Below are 19,743 nucleotides of genomic sequence, written 5' to 3' on the forward strand. Positions count from 1 at the left end.
GCAACCCGCATCAAAAAAGGAAAGACCAGAAGCATCGTTCTGGTCCCCCTTCTTTATCGTCAAGATCTCGATTTGGCCAACAAATACAGAAAATACGGCGCGCCGATGACGGCGACCACAATGCCGGTCGGAATTTCCGAAGGCTGAAGAATCCAGCGGCCAATCGTATCGGCTAAGATCATCAACAGTCCGCCAACCAGAGCCGATGCCGGCAGCAGCAGTTGATGCTTCGGACCGACGAGCCGTCTCGCCAGATGCGGACCGATCAGACCAACGAAACCGATGCCTCCGCTTACCGCCACGGAAGATCCGGCGAGACCGACCGCCGCAGCTAGCAGTATGAGACGCTCCTTCTCTACCGGCGCGCCAAGTCCCGTAGCCGTCTGTTCGCCAAGGTTCAACATAATTCATGACGCGCGCCTTGTAGAAGACAAATGGAAGAAGCACGGCAACCCAAGGCAGGAGCGCGAGCACAAACTTCCAGTTTGTGCCCCAGATGCTTCCCGCCAGCCACGAGGCCACAAACTGATACTTGTCCGGATCGAGGCGCAGCGTCAACACGATCATCGCCGCGCTGATACCCGCAGCCACTGCGATCCCGGTAAGGATCAGCCTCATGGCGAAATTCCTTCATGGCGTTTATAAGCAAGCATATAGATCAGCAAAGCGGTCAGTCCCGCACCGATCAGGGCGAGCACCGGAAGCAAAAAAACCGGCGCCGCCGTTGTTGTCGGGTAAAAAGAGATAAACAATATGACCATCAACCCGGCTCCGGCATTAATGCCCAAAATGCCCGGATCGGCCAGAGCATTGCGGGAAACCCCTTGCAGGATGCAGCCCGATACGGAGAGTCCGGCGCCGACCAGAACTGAGATTACAATACGAGGAAGCCGGAAATCGAACAGAATAAGAGACTGTTTATCTGTTCCCATACCGAACAATGTCTTCATCACCTCAAGCGGCGACAGGGGTATGTAACCGATATTCATGCTGACGATAAAAGCAAGTATAATCAGGATTCCGATCACGATCATCACTGCGATGCCCTTGTTCCTTCTGCGGCGGTGGTCGGATATGAGTTGTGCCGTTGCCATTACAATTCCCTCCTCTCTTTGCGCGCCAGATAGAGGAAGAATGGCACCCCAATCAAGGCGATCAGCGCCCCGATCGGCGTTTCAAAAGGCGGATTGATCATTCTTGCCCCGAGATCGGCGAACACAACGAGCAAACTTCCAAGCACGGCAGAGCAAGGAATGATCCAACGGTAGTCAACCCCGACCAGAAATCGTGTCAGATGGGGAATGATCAGACCGACAAAACCGACCGTACCGACAACAGCAACAGCTGATCCGGCCAGAATGAGAACAATGACCGTTCCTGCCAGCTTGATTAACCGCGTACGTTGACCGAGTCCAGCCGCAATCTCCTCCCCGAGGCTGAGCACTGTAATGGATCGGGATAACATCATCGCGGCGATGATGGCGCCACCGACCCATGGAAACATGACTTTTAGCTGAAACCATTTGGTTCCAGCCACACCTCCGGCATACCAAAACGCTAAATCCTGACCGATGCGGAAATAGAGAGCGATGCCTTCGCTGAGCGCCGCCAGCAGCGCACTGACCCCCGCACCTGCCAGCACGAGTCGAACCGGCGTCAACCCTCCTTTCGCAAGGGAGCTGATACCGAATACAAGTCCCGCCCCGGCATTGAGACCGAGCAGTCCGGAATCCGCCATCGGGTTGCGGGTCATTCCCTGCATCAGCGCCCCGGCAACGGCAAAACTCGCACCGACCATCGCTCCGCCTAGCACGCGGGGAAGACGCAGCTCCTGAATAATCTGGTGGGTTGTCAAATCCGGATTGAAGCGGAATACTGCCTCCCAAACCGTTACAAACGCAATCTCCGCAGCGCCGAAGGAAACGGAAAGTGCAATACTGATAATTAAAGCGAAAATTCCTCCGAACAAAATGAAGGACGCGGCGAGCGGCCGCGACCGAAGTTTGGGTGCCCGCGAATGAACCGAAGTATTCGTCGAGTCTGTGAATGCCGGCATATCTGTTCTCCTTTTAATGTATGTGAAAATGATTATCGTTATATCAGATGATGATAATCATAACCATGAACAACTGAGAGCGTCGTCGCTCTTAAATAATACAAATAAAAAGCAACTTCTCAATCGTGCCGAGAAGTTGCTTTCCCTTGAGGCGAGTGATCAGGAAACCGCTTTGCGTGCTCTTTGACATTCGTTGCTTTTGCAGGCATGATACACGCCTGTAAAGTCGAGACGGTGATCCGCTACCGTAAACCCGTACTCACGTTCCAATCGTTTCTCCAATTCAAGAAGCCAGTCGTCTTTGATCTCTGCCAGTTTTCCACACGTCGTGCAAATCAAATGATGGTGCATATGAGCATGATCTTCACTTCGGAGGTCGTACCGGGCCACCCCATCGCCAAAGTTCATTTTTTCAACGATATGGAGCTCGGCCAGAAGCTCCAAAGTCCGATATACCGTGGCGAGACCGATTTCGGGAAATTTGTCTTTAACCAGCATGAACACATCCTCGGCGCTTAGATGATCGTTTTCATTCTCCAGCAAAACCCGAACGGTTGCTTCACGCTGCGCCGTTAGTTTATAGCTTCTGCTCATCAACTGTCGATTGATTTTATCGAGTTGTTCCGTTATGGTCTTGTTCATACTCGCACCTCCCCTTGGTAAACTGCATTCTCCCGCTTTCTGACTTCGTTTTACCTATTGAATATAAACGGTCTTATTTAGAATGATTATAATCTATTGTATCGCAGCTTGCCAATAGATGCAAAGCTCCCCTAGAAACGGTTCCTAATTACTATCTTGCCGTTTAATACTCGATTCCAAAAATGGCTGGTACATCATCAATGCATGATTTTCGGTTATAAATTCATCCGCTATAAGTTCTTTGTTCTGACTAAAGACCCTCCGGTAAATACTATTATGTCTTTCATAACCTCCCCAGTATTCTTGTGTTATTCGATGGTCTTTCTCATAGACCTCATATATATAAGAAGGTTCATTAACAGTCTTCCATTCCCCAACCAAGAAATCGGAAGTCAAATAAACATTTAGTTGATAGAGATGATCCGTAGGATTAAATATTCTTAAATCCAGGTAATTGTAGGCACAGGTCGCTCCACTGCCGAAGGGTTGTGTTCGATTCGCATCTGGAAAAACATCATAACTATGACGATGTCGTTCAGTTACTTTTAATGGTGTATGTAAAGCCATCCAATAAATTAGATTTGATAATTGACATAATCCACCTCCAATACCAGTCCTAAAACCTCCATAGAACAATACCATTCCATCAACGTATCCATTCCTACGTGTTGGATTACCAATAAGCCTCCAATATGAAAATGTCTCACCAGGATTGATTATTATTCCGTTGACTTTATTTGTTGCAACTTTCAAGTTTTTAATTTTATTATACTTGAAGCCACATATCTACTTCTTTCAAGTGTCTTAATAATGGAGTCTGATGCTTGTAAACAGAAAAAGCGAGCGTATCCGTCCCGGTTTTCTCTAGCAAATTTAACTTCCCCGAAAAACCATTCGAGATATCTCTTATACCTAAAGTAATATTTTCCGATTATTAATCGGATCCTTGATCTTTTTATGGGTTTCATTAATTTTTTTCTCCTGCTTTTCGTGTTCTCTCGAATTACCAGTTCTTTCCTCTCCATTCTTCTTCTAAAATACTCATTTCAATTAAATTCCAATAAGTGTCTTTATATCTCCTTGCATCCCTTATTAAACCTTCTCTTGTAAACCCAGTTCTTTCATAGCATTTGAGAGCGGATTCGTTAAAATCTCTCTCTAACTCCAATCCGGACCGAGGACCGAATGGCCCAAGGCGTGAACGGTGTTGGGTGAATTTACTATCTTCTGTTGTGTTACCCTGAAATCATTTACTTCTTCTTAATAAATCTATATCCTGTTATTTCATATCCTAGTTGTTTATAAAATTCATGTGCTCGTTTTCGTTCTTCTTTAATTCCACTTGTAAGGTATAGGGTCCCAGAGCCATGAGAAATTGCCCATTCCTCAACAAAGTTCATTAAACTCCTTCCAATTCCCTGACCTTGAAAATCCGTTAGGGTTACTAAAGCAAGAATGTGGGTTACCGAGTCATCACTTTCATAATTCATAATGGTATTAATACCGATCATTCCTACAACTTTGTCACTTAAAACAGCTACAAAGGTCTTATAATTAGGGTTTGATTCAATCAAATTCATTCTTCTATTCATATCCTCAGTGGAAGAAGGATAACCTAAATCCCCCATTAAACTAGCCAATTCATTTATATCTGATGATAGATAGTCACGGATGTGAATCATTGTCTGCCTCCAAACTTATTGTCTCCTCAAGGTCCGACCGCAATGCGGATAGGTGGTCTTATTCGTTACTTAAAAATCCGGTCCACTTGGCTTCCATCCGATTTCTTGACTCCATTTATTTGCCTTTAACATGATGTTCCAAATGGTTTTGGTCTTTCCTTCTATATATTTTGCTCTTTGATCTCTATACTTTTTTGCCAAGTCATACTTGAGCTTGGCATATTCGTCTCTCTCATTCTCATGTTTTCTTAAATAATCCCTGAACAGCAAATTGAATTGTTCAGACCAGCTTCCATGTTCTCTTATATGTATGTGGGTTCTTCTATTATTTTCAGTCTCTCTAAAATATCTCTTGGTCAAATCAGGATTGTCCTGCCTGTACTGAAATCCTATCCCTTCAAGTCTATTCCTAACAAAATCTATTTTGTTAAGATCTAATATGGATATTTGTATATCTAGAATTGGCTTTGCTGCCAAACTTGGAACAGCTGTTGATCCGATATGATCAACTCTAATAACAGAAGATTTCAATTCGGTTTTAATTTGTGTTCCCAGGTGGTCAAACAAAGCAGGCCATTCTTCGTTATAAGTCTCAATAATGACAGGTTCCTTCATCTGTATCCTCCTTAATGATTCATATACTGCTGCTTGAATTCGGATGGCGTCATGCTTGTATGTTTCTTGAACAATTCGCTAAAATGGGGCCTATCCTCGTATCCGAGCGTTTGAGCAATCTCTTGAACCTGTTTGCCTTCAACCAGCATGGTCTTCGCCTGCTCCATCCGTTCCGTCGTCACAAACTGGACTACGGTCATGCCAGTTACTTTCTTGAACAGATTAGCAAAATAACTGCCGCTTAAAAATACCAGCTTGGCATAATCATTAACGGTCATGTTCGAGGCCACGTTGCGGCGGATATGTTCAATAACCTGTTCCACGACTCGGTTCGTATCTTCCACATGCCGTTTCTGAATCAACTCACATCCCATTCGGCACAGTTCCTTGATGTTACCTTGAAGCTCCTTAAGCTTATGCGATGAAAGATTCTTACTATACAATAGATGGCGTTTAATCCCTTCCATCTCTTCCCCAGTCAGCTTTTCCGAGAATACACGGTTTATCAGAAAGGCCAGTTCATCATAGATCCCCTTGACTACCTCTGGTGCTGGGGGCATAGGTAAAGTGACTGTTGTCTCAAAAAGTTCGTCTATTACCTCGTATGCTTTATACATGTTCCCCGACCGCAAGAAATAAAAAAGCTCTTTTTCCTTTTCCGGCGAGTAGCGCGGTGCAGTCTGATGGACCGGGCTCATGTTGCGGTAACTGTACACGGTATTGCCGCCAGTATAAAAATTATAGGACAGGGCAGCGAGCGACTGAGAATACGAATGCGAAATTTGATGGACTGCCTGCACTTCTTCACCGAGACCCACGGATACCGTGTACCGCGAATATTTTTCGACATTCTCACGGAACTGTTCCGAAATCGTTTCAGCACTTGTGGAAGCTGGCGGATTGAATATGGCTACGAACCGATTCGTGTTATCACGGAATACAAATCCCCTTGTGTGCTTCCGCAAGCTTTCTTCCAAAATATTTTGCACGGTAAACCTGATCAGTTCCACTTCCTGCACGGGAAGTGCCTCGGTTTGTTCGCGGAACTGATCGATTTCAGTCAGCATGACAACAAAACGCTCCCGCTCCAGACCGATGTTCAAGAAGTCCCAACGTTTGGCCGCTTGTTCAGGAGTCGTTCGGAACTGAAGCAGCAGTTGAAAATATTCCTGTCGCAAATACGGTAAGCTTTCCCTCAGCTTTCTTTCCATTTCACTGTAACGCTGGGTTTCCCCCATTTCTTCTTCAATAGCCTTTTTCGCTTTCAAAACCACATCGATAATTTTTTGCGGCGTAAACGGTTTGACTATATAATCGAATGCACTAAGCTGAACTGCTTCCTGCGCATACTCAAATTCGGTGTACCCGCTTAAAAAAACAATCTTAATGCGGGGAAACTTTTCCACAACCTGCTTCATCATCTCCAACCCGTTTTTTTTGGGCATCCGGATATCGGTCAGGACAATGTGGGGCTCCGTTTCCTGGATGAGTTCAAAGCCTTTCTCCCCGTTGTTTGCTGTACCTACGATGCGTATGCCATAGGAATCCCAGTCGATTTGATTGGAGATTCCATGTACCACAGTCTTGATATCATCGATTACGCACATCCTAAGTTCGATCTCCATTGCTTCATCACTCACCCGATAATGGTATAGTTAGTGTCACCGAAGTGGATACATAGGGTACGCTGTACAAATCAATATCCGCATTACTGCCGTAATAAAGCCGAATTCGTCCATAAACGTTACGAAGCGCGTAGCTTTTATCCAACGAATGTTCCATCCGCATGTCCGCTCCGACTGTTTGAACGTCCATACCTGTGCCGTTGTCCTCGACACGAAGCTGCAGGTTATCATTGGAACATGTTATGGATACCCGAATGATTCCCATTCCCTCTATTTCTTGAAAGCCATGCAGGATGGAGTTTTCCACTAAAGGCTGAAGGATGATTTTTAGAATCGGCCATTCCAGCAGAGACTCATCCTCCACTTCTATCGAATATTCGAACAGACCCTCGTAACATTTTTGCTGCAAATTTAAATACTGCTTTACATGGTCGATTTCCTTAGCTAGCGTCGTCATTTCGTTGCCGCCGTTAAGACCAAGCTGGAACAGCAGCGACAGCGAGACGATCATCTCCGTGACATCCTGGTTTTGTGACGATTCCGCCTTCCAAATAATCGTATTTAATGTATTGTACAAAAAATGCGGATCAATTTGCGCTTGCAGCGCTTTAACTTCCATCTTCCGCTTATCATACTCGGCGTCCTTAACGTCTTTAATGAGAGCAGAAATTTCCTCCAGCATACGATTAAACTTTAGCCCGACATGAGTGACCTCATCTTCATATTTGCTGGTAAAACGTACTTCGAGGTTATTTTGCTCGACCTTCTTCATCAATCCCTGCAGCTTGTGCAAGGGTTTAAGCAATAAACTCGAGATAACATTGGACAGCATGAAGGCCAATACGATACAGCACAGCATAATCCAAAGCGTAGTCGTTTTGATACGGTTTACCTCGCTTAGCAAATCTGACTGTGTCTGTACGCTGACTAACGTCCAATGATCCACCATGGTCAGTCGAGAGTAATTAACCAAATAAGGTTTCCCATCCATGTCGTACTTAAAGAATCCACTGTCTTGGCTTTGCAGCAACTTCAGGAATTCGGGATCGCGTTGAAAAGAGGACATCTGAAGGCTTAGTGGAAGAACGGCTTCACCGCTGCGGGAAATTAAAAAATAATGAACGGTATGATCGAGAAGGTCGTCCGTAATGGCTTGGCGGATTGCATCTTCCTTTACATTGACTACCACATAAACGTCCTTAACGCTTACTTCCCAGATTGGCTTCATGATCATGGAAATCACCCGTTGATTCCCCAGAAAGAGAGGATCCACATGATCTTCCAACCATATGACACGCTTGGGGTCATCCAAATATCGAGCAAAGATCGTATCCTTGAGACCAACCTGGCTGATACGTAGATCGTTGGTAGCATACAGTTCGCCTAAAGGCGTATCGATTAACACAGATTGTATAGAGGGTTCAATTATTTTCATTTGTCCCAGAGGTGTTTGCATAGATGACAGCCATGTATAGGATCCTGCATCATGATTCGAGTACACCTCTCCCATAGCCAACTTGAAAGGATCGCTAAGCATCATCGAGGAAGTCGTCACGATGATGTGTCGAAACTTTTCGTCAAGCACGCGTACGGATTTATTCAGCGTATTCTGACTGGATATGAACGCCTCCTTTTCCGTCGATCGGAAGGCAATCCAATACGACATCGTGCCCGTAAGCGCGATCGAGAGAACGGTTAAGATGAGAAACGAAATCCAAAGCCGACGGCGGAGTGAAAGCCGGTAATACCATTTTTTCAAGCTGACCCCCCGCCTTCCTAAGTAGTTAAGTAATAAAATTCCGGGAATAGAGGCCTGAAGCATCAAATGAGAAGAGACGCGCTGCTTACGGCTGCGCGCCCCTACCCTATTTAAATGTTTACTTTGCTAGGCTGCCTTGCAGCTTATTCGGATCGAAGTCCGAATTTGCTTTGGTCTTCGTATCACCTGCTGTACGTGCTTTCTCGAGAGCCGCATTGTAACGGGCTGTCAAATCATTCAGTATTTTGTCCGCATCCCCGCCTTCCATCATGTACTTGAGGATAACGTTACCTGTCTTCATTCCTTCCACCTTCGCTTCTGTGACGGAAATCGGAGTAGGTGCGTACAGCGCATCGAATTTGCTTGGAAGGAAGCCTTCGATCCCCGGGATGGTCGGCTTACTCGCGACGGCGTTGACATCCGGCACGATAGAGATCCCAAAGCCTTTTTCATGGTATTCCTTCTGGAACTCCAGATTATAGATATACTCCAAGAACTTCCAAGCTTTGTCTTTATTTTTTGTGTTTTTACTGATGCCGATATGGTTTCCTGCTATAACCGCAACAGTTCCTTGCTGACTGCCGTCAATAGTCGGCGGCAGCGCTGCGCTCCAATTCACTTCAGTCGGGAATTGGCTTTGGTATACCCCCGGCTCGCCGGAATGGTTTAAGTACATTCCGATTTTCCCGGCCGCGAACTGCGCACGAAGCGGGTCGATGTCGAGCGACTCGATGCCAGGCAGCATACTGCCATCCTGCTTCATCTGACGAAGACCCTCAACGATCGGCTTGTATACGGAGAAATCGAACTGTCCCGTCTTGTAATTGTAGCCGTCCACCACGGAAGTTCCGCTGAGCGATATATCTTTACCGGCTTCCGTAATTTTTTTGGCATACTCAACCAATTCCTCAATCGTTTTCGGCGGTTCTTTGATTCCGGCCTTCTGGAAGAGATCGACGTTATAGATCAATCTCCAATATTGCCCTGTATGCGGCAGCGAATATATTTGTCCGTCCACCGTATTTAGCTCTTCCACCTGTAAATTGCCGTACCGTTGCTTCATCTCATCGGTCATTAGGTCATTGATCGGCAACAAATAATCTTTCTTCACGAAGCCTAGAAAATCGGTCGTCCGCAAAATGTCGGGTGCCTGATTGCTCGCGAAGGCGATATCGATGGACTGATTAAAGTTATCGGCAAGAACAGTCATTTCAATTTCAATGTTGTCCTTGTTCGATTCGTTGAACTTCATGATGACTTCCTTCATATAATCGGCGTCATGACGGTCAACAGTCCAATAAGTCAGCTTTGTCTTTGCTTCTCCCTCAGTAGTGGAAGCAACAGCGGAAGGAGCAGTTGTGGCACTAGCTGTACTCTTCGGCTGTTCGGTTTGTTCACCGCTTCCGCAAGCCGCAAGTACTGCGACCATCATTACGCCAACCAGTGTGCTTAACAACATTTTTTTCTTCATGCATTAAACCCTCCTTGTTTAGTTTACCTTAAGAATGGCTAATCGTGTAACTGCTTTCATCATAATTCCTCATCTCATGGAACAGTGAAGGACAAATCAACTTTCGATAGGGGGAAAAATCACTTTCCTGACCGAGTCGCCATACCTGTTACCCTTTTACGCTCCCTGCGGTCACTTGAATAAACGACTTGTTAGCTAAGAAGTAAACCACCAGAATAGGCAGGAAAGAAAGACACGCCCCGGCCATCATAAGGTGCGATTCTGCAGCGGCGCCGATCCCGTAACGTAAATTCGCCAGACCTACCGTCAGCGTTTGCAGCTTCGGATTCGTCATGGTGAAAACCAACGGCAAGATGTATTCATTCCATGCGCCTCGAAACGTGAATAAGGCGGTTACGCCAAGGGCAGGACTGAGCAGAGGAAGAATAATCCGCCAATAAACCGTATAGAAATTACAGCCGTCGATGTATGCAGCCTCGTCCAGATCTTTAGGAATTGCCTTGAAAAACCCGATCAACATAAAATAAACCGCAGCATGGGCACTGATCAAAATAAGAATGACCCCCCACAAAGACTTGTTCAGTCCAAGCTTGACCATGAGATCGAACTGCGGTCTAAGCACGACCGCGCCGATCGAAATGAACATCGTACTGGCCTGCAGCGTGATATAAAGACGTTTGCCGTGGAAGCTTGTGCGATCGACAGCATATGCGGACATCGAAGCGATAAGCAGCGTACCTATCGTAACAACGACACTGAGAAAGAGACTGTTCCATGTAAACTGCGCAAAATTCGCCTGCTTCCAGGCCGTCGCGTAATTGGAAAATTTCCAGACCGAAGGCAGCAGCGTTGCTCCCGTCGTCAGCTCCGCATTCGTTTTAAATGAGCCTAATATCGCCATAACAATTGGAAATATCGTAAATGCGGCGATGGTCAACAAGAATATCCATTTTATTAATCGTCCAGTTATAAGTCCGCTCCATAATGCGCCGGATTTCGTAATTGCATGCATCGTTCAGCCCCCCTTTTATTGATCCCGATTCAGTCGTTTGGACAAATAGAAATACGCGAGTGTAACCAAACCAACAATTAATGCGGTTACGAACCCGGCTGCACTCCCGTAGCCGATTTGCTGTACGGACGAAGTGGAAGCGGAAACCGGGAAAAACAGTTTGTACACGTAAAGGTACATAACATCGGTTTTTCCGAACGGTCCGCCCTCGGTTAGAACCATAATGCTTTCGTAGCCTTTCAGTGCGGTGATGATGGCGAGCATAATGATCATTTGCAGAACAGTGCCAAGCATGGGTATCGTAATGCTCCAAAATTTTTGCGCGGCATTCGCTCCATCGATAGATGCGCTTTCGTACAAATCATCGGGAATACCCTGCAGCCCGGCAATGAAAAGCAGCATATAGTTGCCGATCGCGCCCCAGATCGCCGTAATGATCACAGTCAGCATCGCGTAATTCGGTCCCAGCCAATCTACAGCTTTAGAGATCAAACCATACTTGATCAGGAATTGATTGAGCAATCCGTTATAGGAATTAAAAATGGTGAAAAACACGATCGACATAACAGATGCGCTGATAATGGTTGGCATGAAATAAACGGCGCGCAACAGAACCTTCCCTTTCAGCCCGCGGTTTAAAATCACTGCAAGAATTAGTGAAATCGGCAGGACGATGATAATTTTCCCGCTCGCGTAAATAAACGTGTTATAAACAGATTGCCAAAACTCTTGGTCGCGCAGCAACCTAGCAAAGTTGTCGAGTCCGGTAAATTTCTCCTGGCCGAATCCCTGGTAATCATAGAACATATAGCGAAGCGCCCACACGATCGGATATATGCCTAAAGCCAAAGTCAAAAACAGACTGGGAAAAATGAATACATAGGAATTGAAAGATGAAACCCTTTTACGCATCGGGCACCAGCTCCTTAAAGTTGTTGTATATCAAGCATAGTACAACCGCAGTAAGGTGCGGGAGCGGCTATTCAACTGTAACCATAGGACTAATCAACTGATTTAAGAAATAGGAAAAAGCCGCAAAGATTTCTGCGGCTCTTTCACTTCTGTATTAGGGAGAGCAATCTTAATTAAAATGGACAATAAATGTTTTAATCTCGTAAGGCTTCACGGGAACACGAATCAGAGATTCGTACTGCCTTTCGCCAACAGGCCGTTCAAGAAGGTCGCACTCCTGCCAGAACCCGATCGAAGCGCCGCTTATGATGTCCGTTTGTCCGCGGATGCCTGCAAACTCGTGAATTCGTATAATGATCGCATCATGATCCTCCGCTCTTTTTACCGCATCGATCATGACATGATCGCAGGAAAGACGGAATAAGCTGAACGAGGTTTCGGCAGGCTTGCCGGACTTAAGCGTAAGGGGATTGTTCAGTGACCAAGCGGACTGAACCGTTTCACCGTCATACCAATCGCCGGCATGAGGGAACAGCGAATACGTAAATTCGTGCTCTCCTTGATCTGCCGTTGGGTCAGGAACCATAGCGGACTTAATCAGAGTGAGCCGCATCACATGGTCTTTGACGTCATAACCGTATTTGCAATCGTTCATAAGGCTTACACCGTATCCGCGTTCGGACAAGTCGGCCCACTGATGGCCCACCGTCTCAAATCGCGCATAGTCCCAGCTCGTATTCCAATGGGTTGGACGCTTCACGTTGCCGAATTGGATATCGTAAGTCGCCTCCGTCGCCCGAATCCGCAGCGGAAAGGCAACTTTCAACAGTTTACGTCGCTCGTTCCAATGGACTCGAGTCCGGAAATCGATTCTGCGGCTGTACGCATAGAGCACCATGTCCTGAACTAAGGTAGAATCCATGTAGGACCACTCGAACCGGACAACCGCAGCCAATAAACCGCTCTCCATCACCTTAATCCGGGTTAGATGCTTCACTTCCTGCATTTTTTCTGTATAAAAAATGTCAATATCCCAAGCCTCGTGCCGGCCTTTCGGCTTATCTTCGAATACTTCGAGCCGGTTGCCTGTTTCGCCCTCGGCGAGTATCTCCCGATGCTCAATGCGATCATATAGCCGGACAATCTGACCATCGGCATTCCACTCTATTTCATAATAAGGCGTCATTAAACCTTGATCTAACGGTATGAATTTATTATTTGCTATCGCGTGTGATCGATTTTCACCCAGGTTCTTGGGACGTATTACAGCGTATCCCATCGAGGCAATCATCTCCACCTTGATCCACCAGCTTCCGCCCACAATCTGTGACTCCAGCGGGTGGTCCGAAGCATCCAACCACTGAAATTCGCCTTCCTCCGCTTCCTCTTTGGGAATGCAAACAAGATCCGTACGCTCCCACGGCGCGCTGTTGAATACGGTCATTTCTCGCCCGTTTTCCCCGCTGGCTGTCAATAACGAAGCGGACTGATTCCAAGCTTTTTGGCCGATGGCAAGCGCCTCTTCGTATTCCACCCGACTGTCCTCGTACACTTCTCGAATCGAAGAACCGGGTATAATATCGTGAAACTGATTGCGCAAAATAATTTTCCAGCCTTCGTAGAGAGCAAGTGAAGCTTCTTTTTCCGCCACGCCACCTTTGGTATTCAGGACGCAGCTCATGGCCTGCATCCACTCCGTTTCACGGTACAGCAGCTCCAGCTTGCGGTTCATCCTTTTGTTGTGAGCTTGACTCGTATAAGTACCCCGATGCAGCTCCAAATACAGCTCTCCGTCCCAAGTGTGCACGTAGGAATTAGTGTTGCTAACGCGATCCTGCAAGTCGTTAAAATACTCGTCGGCACGCCCAGTCTTCACCCAGGGAATACCCGGGATTTCGTCCAGCCTGCGCCGCATCTCCAGCATTTCGCGATTCACGCCTCCGCCGCCGTCGCCGAAGCCGTAAGCAAGCAGCAAAGACGAATTAAGCGCTTTATCGCGGTAGCCTTCCCATATCCCCTGCACCGATGTCGGTGTCACTTTCCCGTTATATGTATAATAGAAGGCCCCTTCGCTCGAACCGGGATCCGGCGTCGTAATGAAATGGGTCAACACTTCCGTCCCGTCAATGCCCCGCCACTTAAACGTGTCATGAGGTATCCGGTTATATTGATTCCAGCTGATTTTTGTCGTCATAAACGTTTCAATGCCCGATTTACGCAAAATTTGCGGCAAAGCCCAGCTGTATCCGAATACGTCCGGCAGCCACAAATATTTGCATTCAACGCCGAATTCCTCTCGGAAAAATCGGGTTCCGTACAGCAGCTGCCGCACCAACGATTCACCAGAGACTAGATTGCAATCCGCCTCCAGCCACATAGCGCCCCCCGCTTCCCAGCGGCCTTCCCTAATGCGTTCCTTTGCTTGCTCGTATATGTCCGGATAATCAGTCTTTATATATTCATACAACTGCGGCTGTGTTTGCAAAAAGATATACTCCGGGTACAGCTCCATCAAACGCAGCACCGTAGAAAACGATCTCGCCGCTTTTTCTCTCGTATGTTTCAACTGCCACAGCCAAGCGACGTCGATATGCGTGTGTCCGATACACTGCACCACAACCGGATGCAGCTTGGGCATCGATGTTAAAGCCTGCCGGAGCTGCTCGCGCGCCTCTTCAACCGAGCTATAAAAAACGCCGCTCCCCGGCCTCGACCAATCGAGCAACAGGAAGGCTTGGTCCAGCGCCTGCAACAACGGTTGCCGCTCCGGACGATTTTCATCGAGTAACCGGACCGTTTCAAGCAGCGCTTTGGATGTGAAATACAAATCGTCGGCTGCTTCATCCAGCCAGCATAGGGAAGCCAACTCCAGTCGGTTTTCCATTTCACGGCTGCTCTGATAGCCCCCCAACCCGGACCACAAGCGAAAGCGAAACTGCGCCGTATGACCGATCACTGCCTCGGGTAAAAATACTTCCTCATGATTAGAATCTACTCCTTGATACGGCTCTCCGTTCAAGAACAAAAGCGATTCGAATCCGCTGTTCGTTCCTTCACCGGTTTGTCCCAGCCGAAACCGACCGAGAACCTTTCTTCCCTCCCACTCAGCGGGAATAGACACATCCGCAGCCAGCCAGTAGTAAACATCGCGGCCTTGCCAACGGTCTCCTATTCGAATATCACGCCACTCACCTTCATCCGATGGATACTCTCCAATGTTACCGCTCTCATCCTGTTTGATTCGAAATCTATCTATCGACCGCTCATCGCGATAACGGTACGGCTCCAACTCATGAATGCGCGCTTGCAGTTTTTCAATCGTCCAAAACATGCCGCTTCTCCCTCCTATCCTTTGATGCTATCCAATAACGATTATTATAAAGGATGAGCACTTTCTCCCGGGATAGGCAATCTGATTATGCAGAAGGGGTAAAATCATTTTTCTCACAATAATTAATCTATTGGTATCAAAATGTCTACTCGTCCACCTTTCATTTCCTTTTTTCGCCTATTTGTCCCAATGTCGCGAAGCCCATGGGAATTTTTAAATTTATCATGTTCTTTTATGCAGGAGCTCCTTATACAAATAATTTGAAACGCTAATATAGAAAGAAGGGAATATATTTGTCCGTAAGACAACGAGTACCGATCATCCAGCCGGGTACTTTTTCATTCATTGCCGCCGCTGACGATTTGCGATCCGCTTTTGACGGTTACAACGAACAAATCCTATTTCACCATATAGATGTTGATTTTGATTTCATCGGGGAATCTATTACACAATTTTGGGACTTGCAAGTCTATTTCGGCTCATCTAGCAAATACTTTATCAACCGTGGAATTTCTGGAGATATAACACCCATTATGCTTCGACGTTTCCCGGCTGATGTTATTCAATTAAAGCCGAAATATGTTCACATTTTAGGGGGAACGAACAATACTTGGAGACTTGACGCAGTAGATCCGCGAGAACGAAGAACACCTGAACAAATCAATCATGAAATTATAAGCAACATTACGACAATGGTTCAGTTATCCAAGAGCAGCGGCATTATGCCTATTGTCGGTTCGAATTTGCCTACCGGCACTGATATTCCTTGCTTTCACTTTGAACCGTTGATTCGTTGTCCCAATAGCAGCACGGGTGTTCGTAATGAACTTCTTGCCTATTCAAATAGGGCTCTTAAACAAATGACAGATGGAGAAAGAGTTATCTTTGTCGATTATCATGCCTATCTTGTGGGACCGGACAGAATAACCCTACGGCCTGAATTGTCGGACGACTCCCTTCATCCGAATGTGCTCGGCTACAACATAATGGCGGAAGTATTGCACAAAACTTTGTCGACAAAAGGAATTTCCATTTAACGCCAACACCAAAAAACCCGCATGCGCGGGTTTTTTAATAATTAATATAACTTCCGCAAAGCTTCCGCATTAAAAGGAATTAGCTCATCCGTTCGTCCCTCACGAATTTTGGCTGCCCATTCAGGATCAACCAGCAATGCTCGGCCAATGGCAACAAGGTCGAATTCCTCTTGCTCCAGTCTAACAAGCAGATCATCAATATCGGCGGTTTCAGCATTCTTACCTCTAAAAGCACCCAGAAATTCAGCATCCAGACCCACCGAGCCAACGGTAATCGTCGGTTTGCCCGTCAGTTTCTTCACCCAACCTGCAAAGTTGAGTTGAGAGCCTTCGAATTCAGGTTCCCAGAATCGGCGAGTCGAGCAATGGAAAATATCAACCCCTGCTTCCACCAGTGGCGCTAATATCTGTGCAAGCTGCTCGGGAGTTGCAGCTAACTTCGCGTTGTAATCTGACGATTTCCATTGGGACATTCGCAGAATAATCGGGAAATCAGGCCCGACCGCAAGACGACAAGCCTTGACGATCTCGGCGGCAAAACGCGTACGAGCAATCCGATCTCCGCCATACTCGTCGGTACGTTGATTCGTTCTTTCCCATAAGAATTGGTCTATCAAATAACCGTGTGCTCCGTGCAGTTCAATACCGTCGAAGCCAATCCGTTGAGCATCTGCTGCAGCTTGAGCAAAAGCCTGAACGATCGAATCAATCTCCTGAAATGTCATCGGTTCGTTCACTTGTTCACCTGCTAAATTAAGTCCCGATGGACCAATAGAGAGTGCTTCAGGATTAGGATAAGATCCGTTCTTGCGCGTCATCCCGACATGCCACAGCTGTGGTACAATCCGTCCACCCGCTTCATGCACCGCGGTAACGACTCGCGACCAGCCTACAAGAGCTTTCTCCCCGTGGAAGTTGGGAATATTCGGATCACCCGTTGCGGCTGGATGGTTAATCAAAGTCCCTTCAGTAACGATGAGACCGACTCCATTCTCTGCCCGACGACGGTAATAAGCCGCAACGTCCGGTCCTGGTACGCCACCTGGGGAGAAGCTTCGTGTCATTGGAGCCATTAAGATCCGGTTAGGCAACGTCAGCTTTCCGAGCTTAAAGGAATTAAACAGTGATTTAACTTTATGAGCCTGCTGAACCGTATTTTGATTTTCCAAGGGATTACCTCCAATTTGTAATTTCAGCTAAACATATTTCCTAATATACATAAATATAGATATACATATTCAAAGATAAATCGGATTAAGCACATGAAGTCTAAAGACTTTCGCGTATGCTCTCCTTAAATTGCTGAATGCCCTTCTCGTCGCGACGGTAATAAGTCCATTGGCAATGCCGCTTGGATTCCAACAAACCGGACTTCTGCATCTTGACCAAGTAACCGGAAATCACCGACTGCGCTAACCCCGCTTTCTCCGCAATAGATCCTACGCATATGCCACCTTGAAAATCGCAATCGCTCGGCATATGACTCTGGGGGCCGAAATGAACTTCAGGCTCCTTCAGCCACTCCATAATCTTGAATCGCGTCTCATTGGACAGTGCTTTAATAATCGCTATAGTATCCATAATCTGAGTATATCTATTTTTATAGAAATGTAAATACAACACCCAGATATTTCTCTTCTTAAATCAGCTTGAGCAATGCACTTAATCTATCAATTTGGTGTAATGGCTTTGCTTTTAGCCCATTTTTCCAAGGTTGATTTACTTTCATCCATATCGTTTCCATTCCAATTTTTGATGCTCCTTCAATATCGTTTACAGGATGATCTCCTATATAAATACATTCTTCTGGTTTCAATTCTAGCTGCTTTAATGCCAATTTAAATATTCTGGGATCCGGTTTCTTGATTCCAGCTTCTTCTGAAACAATAATCAGGTCAAATTCATTCCTTATCCCTAAGTGATCGATCTTCCCATATTGAATCAAGGTCTTCCCATTTGTTATTAGCCCTGTTTTATATTTCTTTCTTATATGCTGTACAACTTCTCTGGCATGCTCCATTAATACTGCATTCCTAACATACTCAGCACTGTAGAAATCCAATAATTCGGTTATTAATGGCTTTACTCTCCATGGTAATTCTTCCAGTAGTTCTGAAAATAATTCCTGTTTATCTTTGTATCCATCTTGGTCAAGATGGATGATTCGATCGAAAATATCTTGTGTCATTTCCAAATGACCAAAATAACTTCTTAAAAATGAGTTAGTGAAACTTCTGAAGGTACTTGTTCGGTCTAGAATTGTGTTATCTAAATCAAAGATTATTGCTTTAATATTATTCATTTTTCCCTCCAGCGTTTAGGTATGTCTATCGCGTCTATTCTATTAATTTTAATCCACATTCAGGACAAATCGTTTCATTCTGCTTTACGTTATGCCCACATGCAGGGCATTCTTCATAAATTACATTATTGGTTTAATAACGAACCTTCACCAAATTAAATATCGTGTCTTACATATATTTCAAATAGTTTATTTCTGAGTACTTTTGTGTTATCATTTTAAGTAAGAAGCCGAGTGCGGCTAACACTCGGCTATACAATTGGCTTGGATGGGTTATCCCCTTCTAGGTTATAAAGGTTCAAAATCCCACCTTCGGCGGTCAACCTTGGGGTGGGATTTTACTTTCTCTTGTAGTTATTTCCGATGTATGTTAAAAGAGCAATGATTAACGATGCAAAAAGAATCATGATCGTTATTGCGTCCTTTATCTCCATGGCCTCACCTCCTTTCGAAGGAAACCATACCCACCCAAGATTCAATTGTATTTATATTATACCATTCTTCTTCAGACAAAAATAGAACATATGTTTGCACGTTGTTGTTACGAAGTGTATCTATTATGCGTTGATTATTGTTATGCGAAGGATCTCTGAGTTACCCTCATAATTATATGTTCTTTATCTTCATTGTCGTACAATAAGGAGTAAATCCGGCTTTCTTCCAGAAATTAATCCCTCTTGGATTGCTCTCTAATACATCAATGATTATCGTTTGATCAGGTTTAAATCGTTTTTCTAATAGTAGTTTTATTCCTGCCTGACCGAATCCTTGATTCCGGAAGTCAGGGTTAATAAAATATTGTCTTAAAAAGACTTCTTCTTGTTCCTTATCGTTTTGATTCTCCCTATATTGATAAAGTGCATAGCCAATGATCTGCGCGTCATTACAAATCAAATCAATATTCCAATCCAATAAGAACCAGCTCTTCATTCTTTCTTCGAGTTCCTGAATAGACATTGGGTTTGAGCTGCCTTCATCATCAATTAATTTTTTATTCATTTGAGCCAGAATTTTCAGGTCGTTTTCAATGGCTCTTCTTAGAATCAAACTCATCTTACTCATTCCTTCATGTAGAAAGTAGTATGTGATGCATCTGTATAACTCAAAACTACAAATCCGAGCCAACAAATAACAAAGTATATTGGCGAATTTAATACAAATGCCAGTATTCTCTTATTCTTTCTTATACATATTGCCGATCCTACATAGAATATAGGAAATACTAATCCCACAAATTGAAACCGTGGCGTAGCCGCAAGATACAAAGACATTGGTATTAATAAGTAGGGCTGCAATATA

At 45.4% G+C, this 19,743-nt stretch carries 17 protein-coding genes and 2 pseudogenes; 1 reads left to right on the plus strand and 18 read right to left on the minus strand.

Translation table 11 applies throughout. The annotated features are described in order from the left end of the window. Positions 1 to 59: 59 nt before the first annotated feature. The 12 genes and pseudogenes from ACESLK_RS19240 to ACESLK_RS19295 all read right to left on the minus strand — a co-directional run bounded on the left by ACESLK_RS19240 (position 60) and on the right by ACESLK_RS19295 (position 15,105). Positions 60 to 1,094, minus strand: a pseudogene (locus ACESLK_RS19240) (FecCD family ABC transporter permease). Beyond that, the gene (locus tag ACESLK_RS19245) at positions 1,094 to 2,056 is read right to left on the minus strand and encodes a FecCD family ABC transporter permease (RefSeq protein WP_373231325.1); all 963 of its coding nucleotides are present in this window, start codon (positions 2,054 to 2,056) and stop codon (positions 1,094 to 1,096) included. The pseudogene ACESLK_RS19240 and the gene ACESLK_RS19245 overlap by 1 nt, the downstream one beginning before the upstream one ends. A 159-nt stretch (positions 2,057 to 2,215) precedes the next feature. Beyond that, the gene (fur, locus tag ACESLK_RS19250; RefSeq protein WP_373231326.1) at positions 2,216 to 2,698 is read right to left on the minus strand and encodes a ferric iron uptake transcriptional regulator; all 483 of its coding nucleotides are present in this window, start codon (positions 2,696 to 2,698) and stop codon (positions 2,216 to 2,218) included. Between the two features lie 144 nt (positions 2,699 to 2,842). Next, positions 2,843 to 3,666 (minus strand): annotated as a pseudogene (locus ACESLK_RS19255) (VanW family protein). A gap of 282 nt (positions 3,667 to 3,948) precedes the next feature. Continuing rightward, a complete protein-coding gene (locus ACESLK_RS19260) occupies positions 3,949 to 4,380 on the minus strand; it encodes a GNAT family N-acetyltransferase (RefSeq protein ID WP_373231327.1) in 432 nt (143 codons plus the stop codon). 69 nt (positions 4,381 to 4,449) lie between these two features. Further along, complete coding sequence (locus tag ACESLK_RS19265; protein WP_373231328.1) at positions 4,450 to 4,995, minus strand: GrpB family protein; 546 nt, start codon at positions 4,993 to 4,995, stop codon at positions 4,450 to 4,452. Positions 4,996 to 5,006: 11 nt separating this feature from the next. Next, positions 5,007 to 6,602 carry a response regulator gene (locus ACESLK_RS19270; RefSeq protein ID WP_373231329.1) on the minus strand — a complete coding sequence of 532 codons (1,596 nt, stop codon included), beginning with the start codon at positions 6,600 to 6,602 and terminating at the stop codon, positions 5,007 to 5,009. 25 nt (positions 6,603 to 6,627) lie between these two features. Further along, positions 6,628 to 8,379, minus strand: coding sequence for a sensor histidine kinase (locus ACESLK_RS19275; RefSeq protein WP_373231330.1), 1,752 nt, complete (start codon positions 8,377 to 8,379; stop codon positions 6,628 to 6,630). 118 nt (positions 8,380 to 8,497) lie between these two features. Next, positions 8,498 to 9,850 (minus strand): ABC transporter substrate-binding protein, encoded by a 1,353-nt coding sequence (locus ACESLK_RS19280; protein WP_373231331.1) that lies wholly within the window; start codon positions 9,848 to 9,850, stop codon positions 8,498 to 8,500. 148 nt (positions 9,851 to 9,998) lie between these two features. After that, positions 9,999 to 10,862, minus strand: a complete 864-nt coding sequence (locus ACESLK_RS19285; RefSeq protein WP_373231332.1) for a carbohydrate ABC transporter permease — start codon at positions 10,860 to 10,862, stop codon at positions 9,999 to 10,001. Between the two features lie 15 nt (positions 10,863 to 10,877). Then, positions 10,878 to 11,774 carry a carbohydrate ABC transporter permease gene (locus tag ACESLK_RS19290; protein WP_373231333.1) on the minus strand — a complete coding sequence of 299 codons (897 nt, stop codon included), beginning with the start codon at positions 11,772 to 11,774 and terminating at the stop codon, positions 10,878 to 10,880. Positions 11,775 to 11,943: 169 nt separating this feature from the next. Next, positions 11,944 to 15,105, minus strand: coding sequence for an alpha-mannosidase (locus tag ACESLK_RS19295; RefSeq protein WP_373231334.1), 3,162 nt, complete (start codon positions 15,103 to 15,105; stop codon positions 11,944 to 11,946). Between the two features lie 293 nt (positions 15,106 to 15,398). Here ACESLK_RS19295 and ACESLK_RS19300 point away from each other — a divergent pair, with 293 nt between their 5' ends. Then, positions 15,399 to 16,142, plus strand: coding sequence for a GDSL-type esterase/lipase family protein (locus tag ACESLK_RS19300; RefSeq protein ID WP_373231335.1), 744 nt, complete (start codon positions 15,399 to 15,401; stop codon positions 16,140 to 16,142). A 41-nt stretch (positions 16,143 to 16,183) separates the two neighbouring features. On the opposite strand, the gene ACESLK_RS19305 is transcribed toward ACESLK_RS19300, so the two are convergent. The 6 genes from ACESLK_RS19305 to ACESLK_RS19330 all read right to left on the minus strand — a co-directional run bounded on the left by ACESLK_RS19305 (position 16,184) and on the right by ACESLK_RS19330 (position 19,506). Further along, complete coding sequence (locus ACESLK_RS19305; RefSeq protein ID WP_373231336.1) at positions 16,184 to 17,311, minus strand: NADH:flavin oxidoreductase; 1,128 nt, start codon at positions 17,309 to 17,311, stop codon at positions 16,184 to 16,186. Positions 17,312 to 17,411: 100 nt separating this feature from the next. After that, a complete protein-coding gene (locus ACESLK_RS19310; protein ID WP_373231337.1) occupies positions 17,412 to 17,723 on the minus strand; it encodes an ArsR/SmtB family transcription factor in 312 nt (103 codons plus the stop codon). 58 nt (positions 17,724 to 17,781) lie between these two features. Further along, entirely contained in the window at positions 17,782 to 18,444 is a 663-nt protein-coding gene (locus ACESLK_RS19315) for an HAD family hydrolase (RefSeq protein ID WP_373231338.1), read from the minus strand. Between the two features lie 34 nt (positions 18,445 to 18,478). Then, positions 18,479 to 18,565, minus strand: a complete 87-nt coding sequence (locus ACESLK_RS19320) for a zinc ribbon domain-containing protein (RefSeq protein ID WP_373231381.1) — start codon at positions 18,563 to 18,565, stop codon at positions 18,479 to 18,481. A gap of 217 nt (positions 18,566 to 18,782) precedes the next feature. Beyond that, positions 18,783 to 18,878 (minus strand): putative holin-like toxin, encoded by a 96-nt coding sequence (locus tag ACESLK_RS19325; RefSeq protein ID WP_373231339.1) that lies wholly within the window; start codon positions 18,876 to 18,878, stop codon positions 18,783 to 18,785. Between the two features lie 172 nt (positions 18,879 to 19,050). Further along, the gene (locus ACESLK_RS19330) at positions 19,051 to 19,506 is read right to left on the minus strand and encodes a GNAT family N-acetyltransferase (protein ID WP_373231340.1); all 456 of its coding nucleotides are present in this window, start codon (positions 19,504 to 19,506) and stop codon (positions 19,051 to 19,053) included. Between the last annotated feature and the right edge of the window lie 237 nt (positions 19,507 to 19,743).

Origin of the sequence: Cohnella sp. (assembly GCF_041640265.1) — a bacterium.
Lineage (GTDB): Bacteria > Bacillota > Bacilli > Paenibacillales > Paenibacillaceae > Cohnella.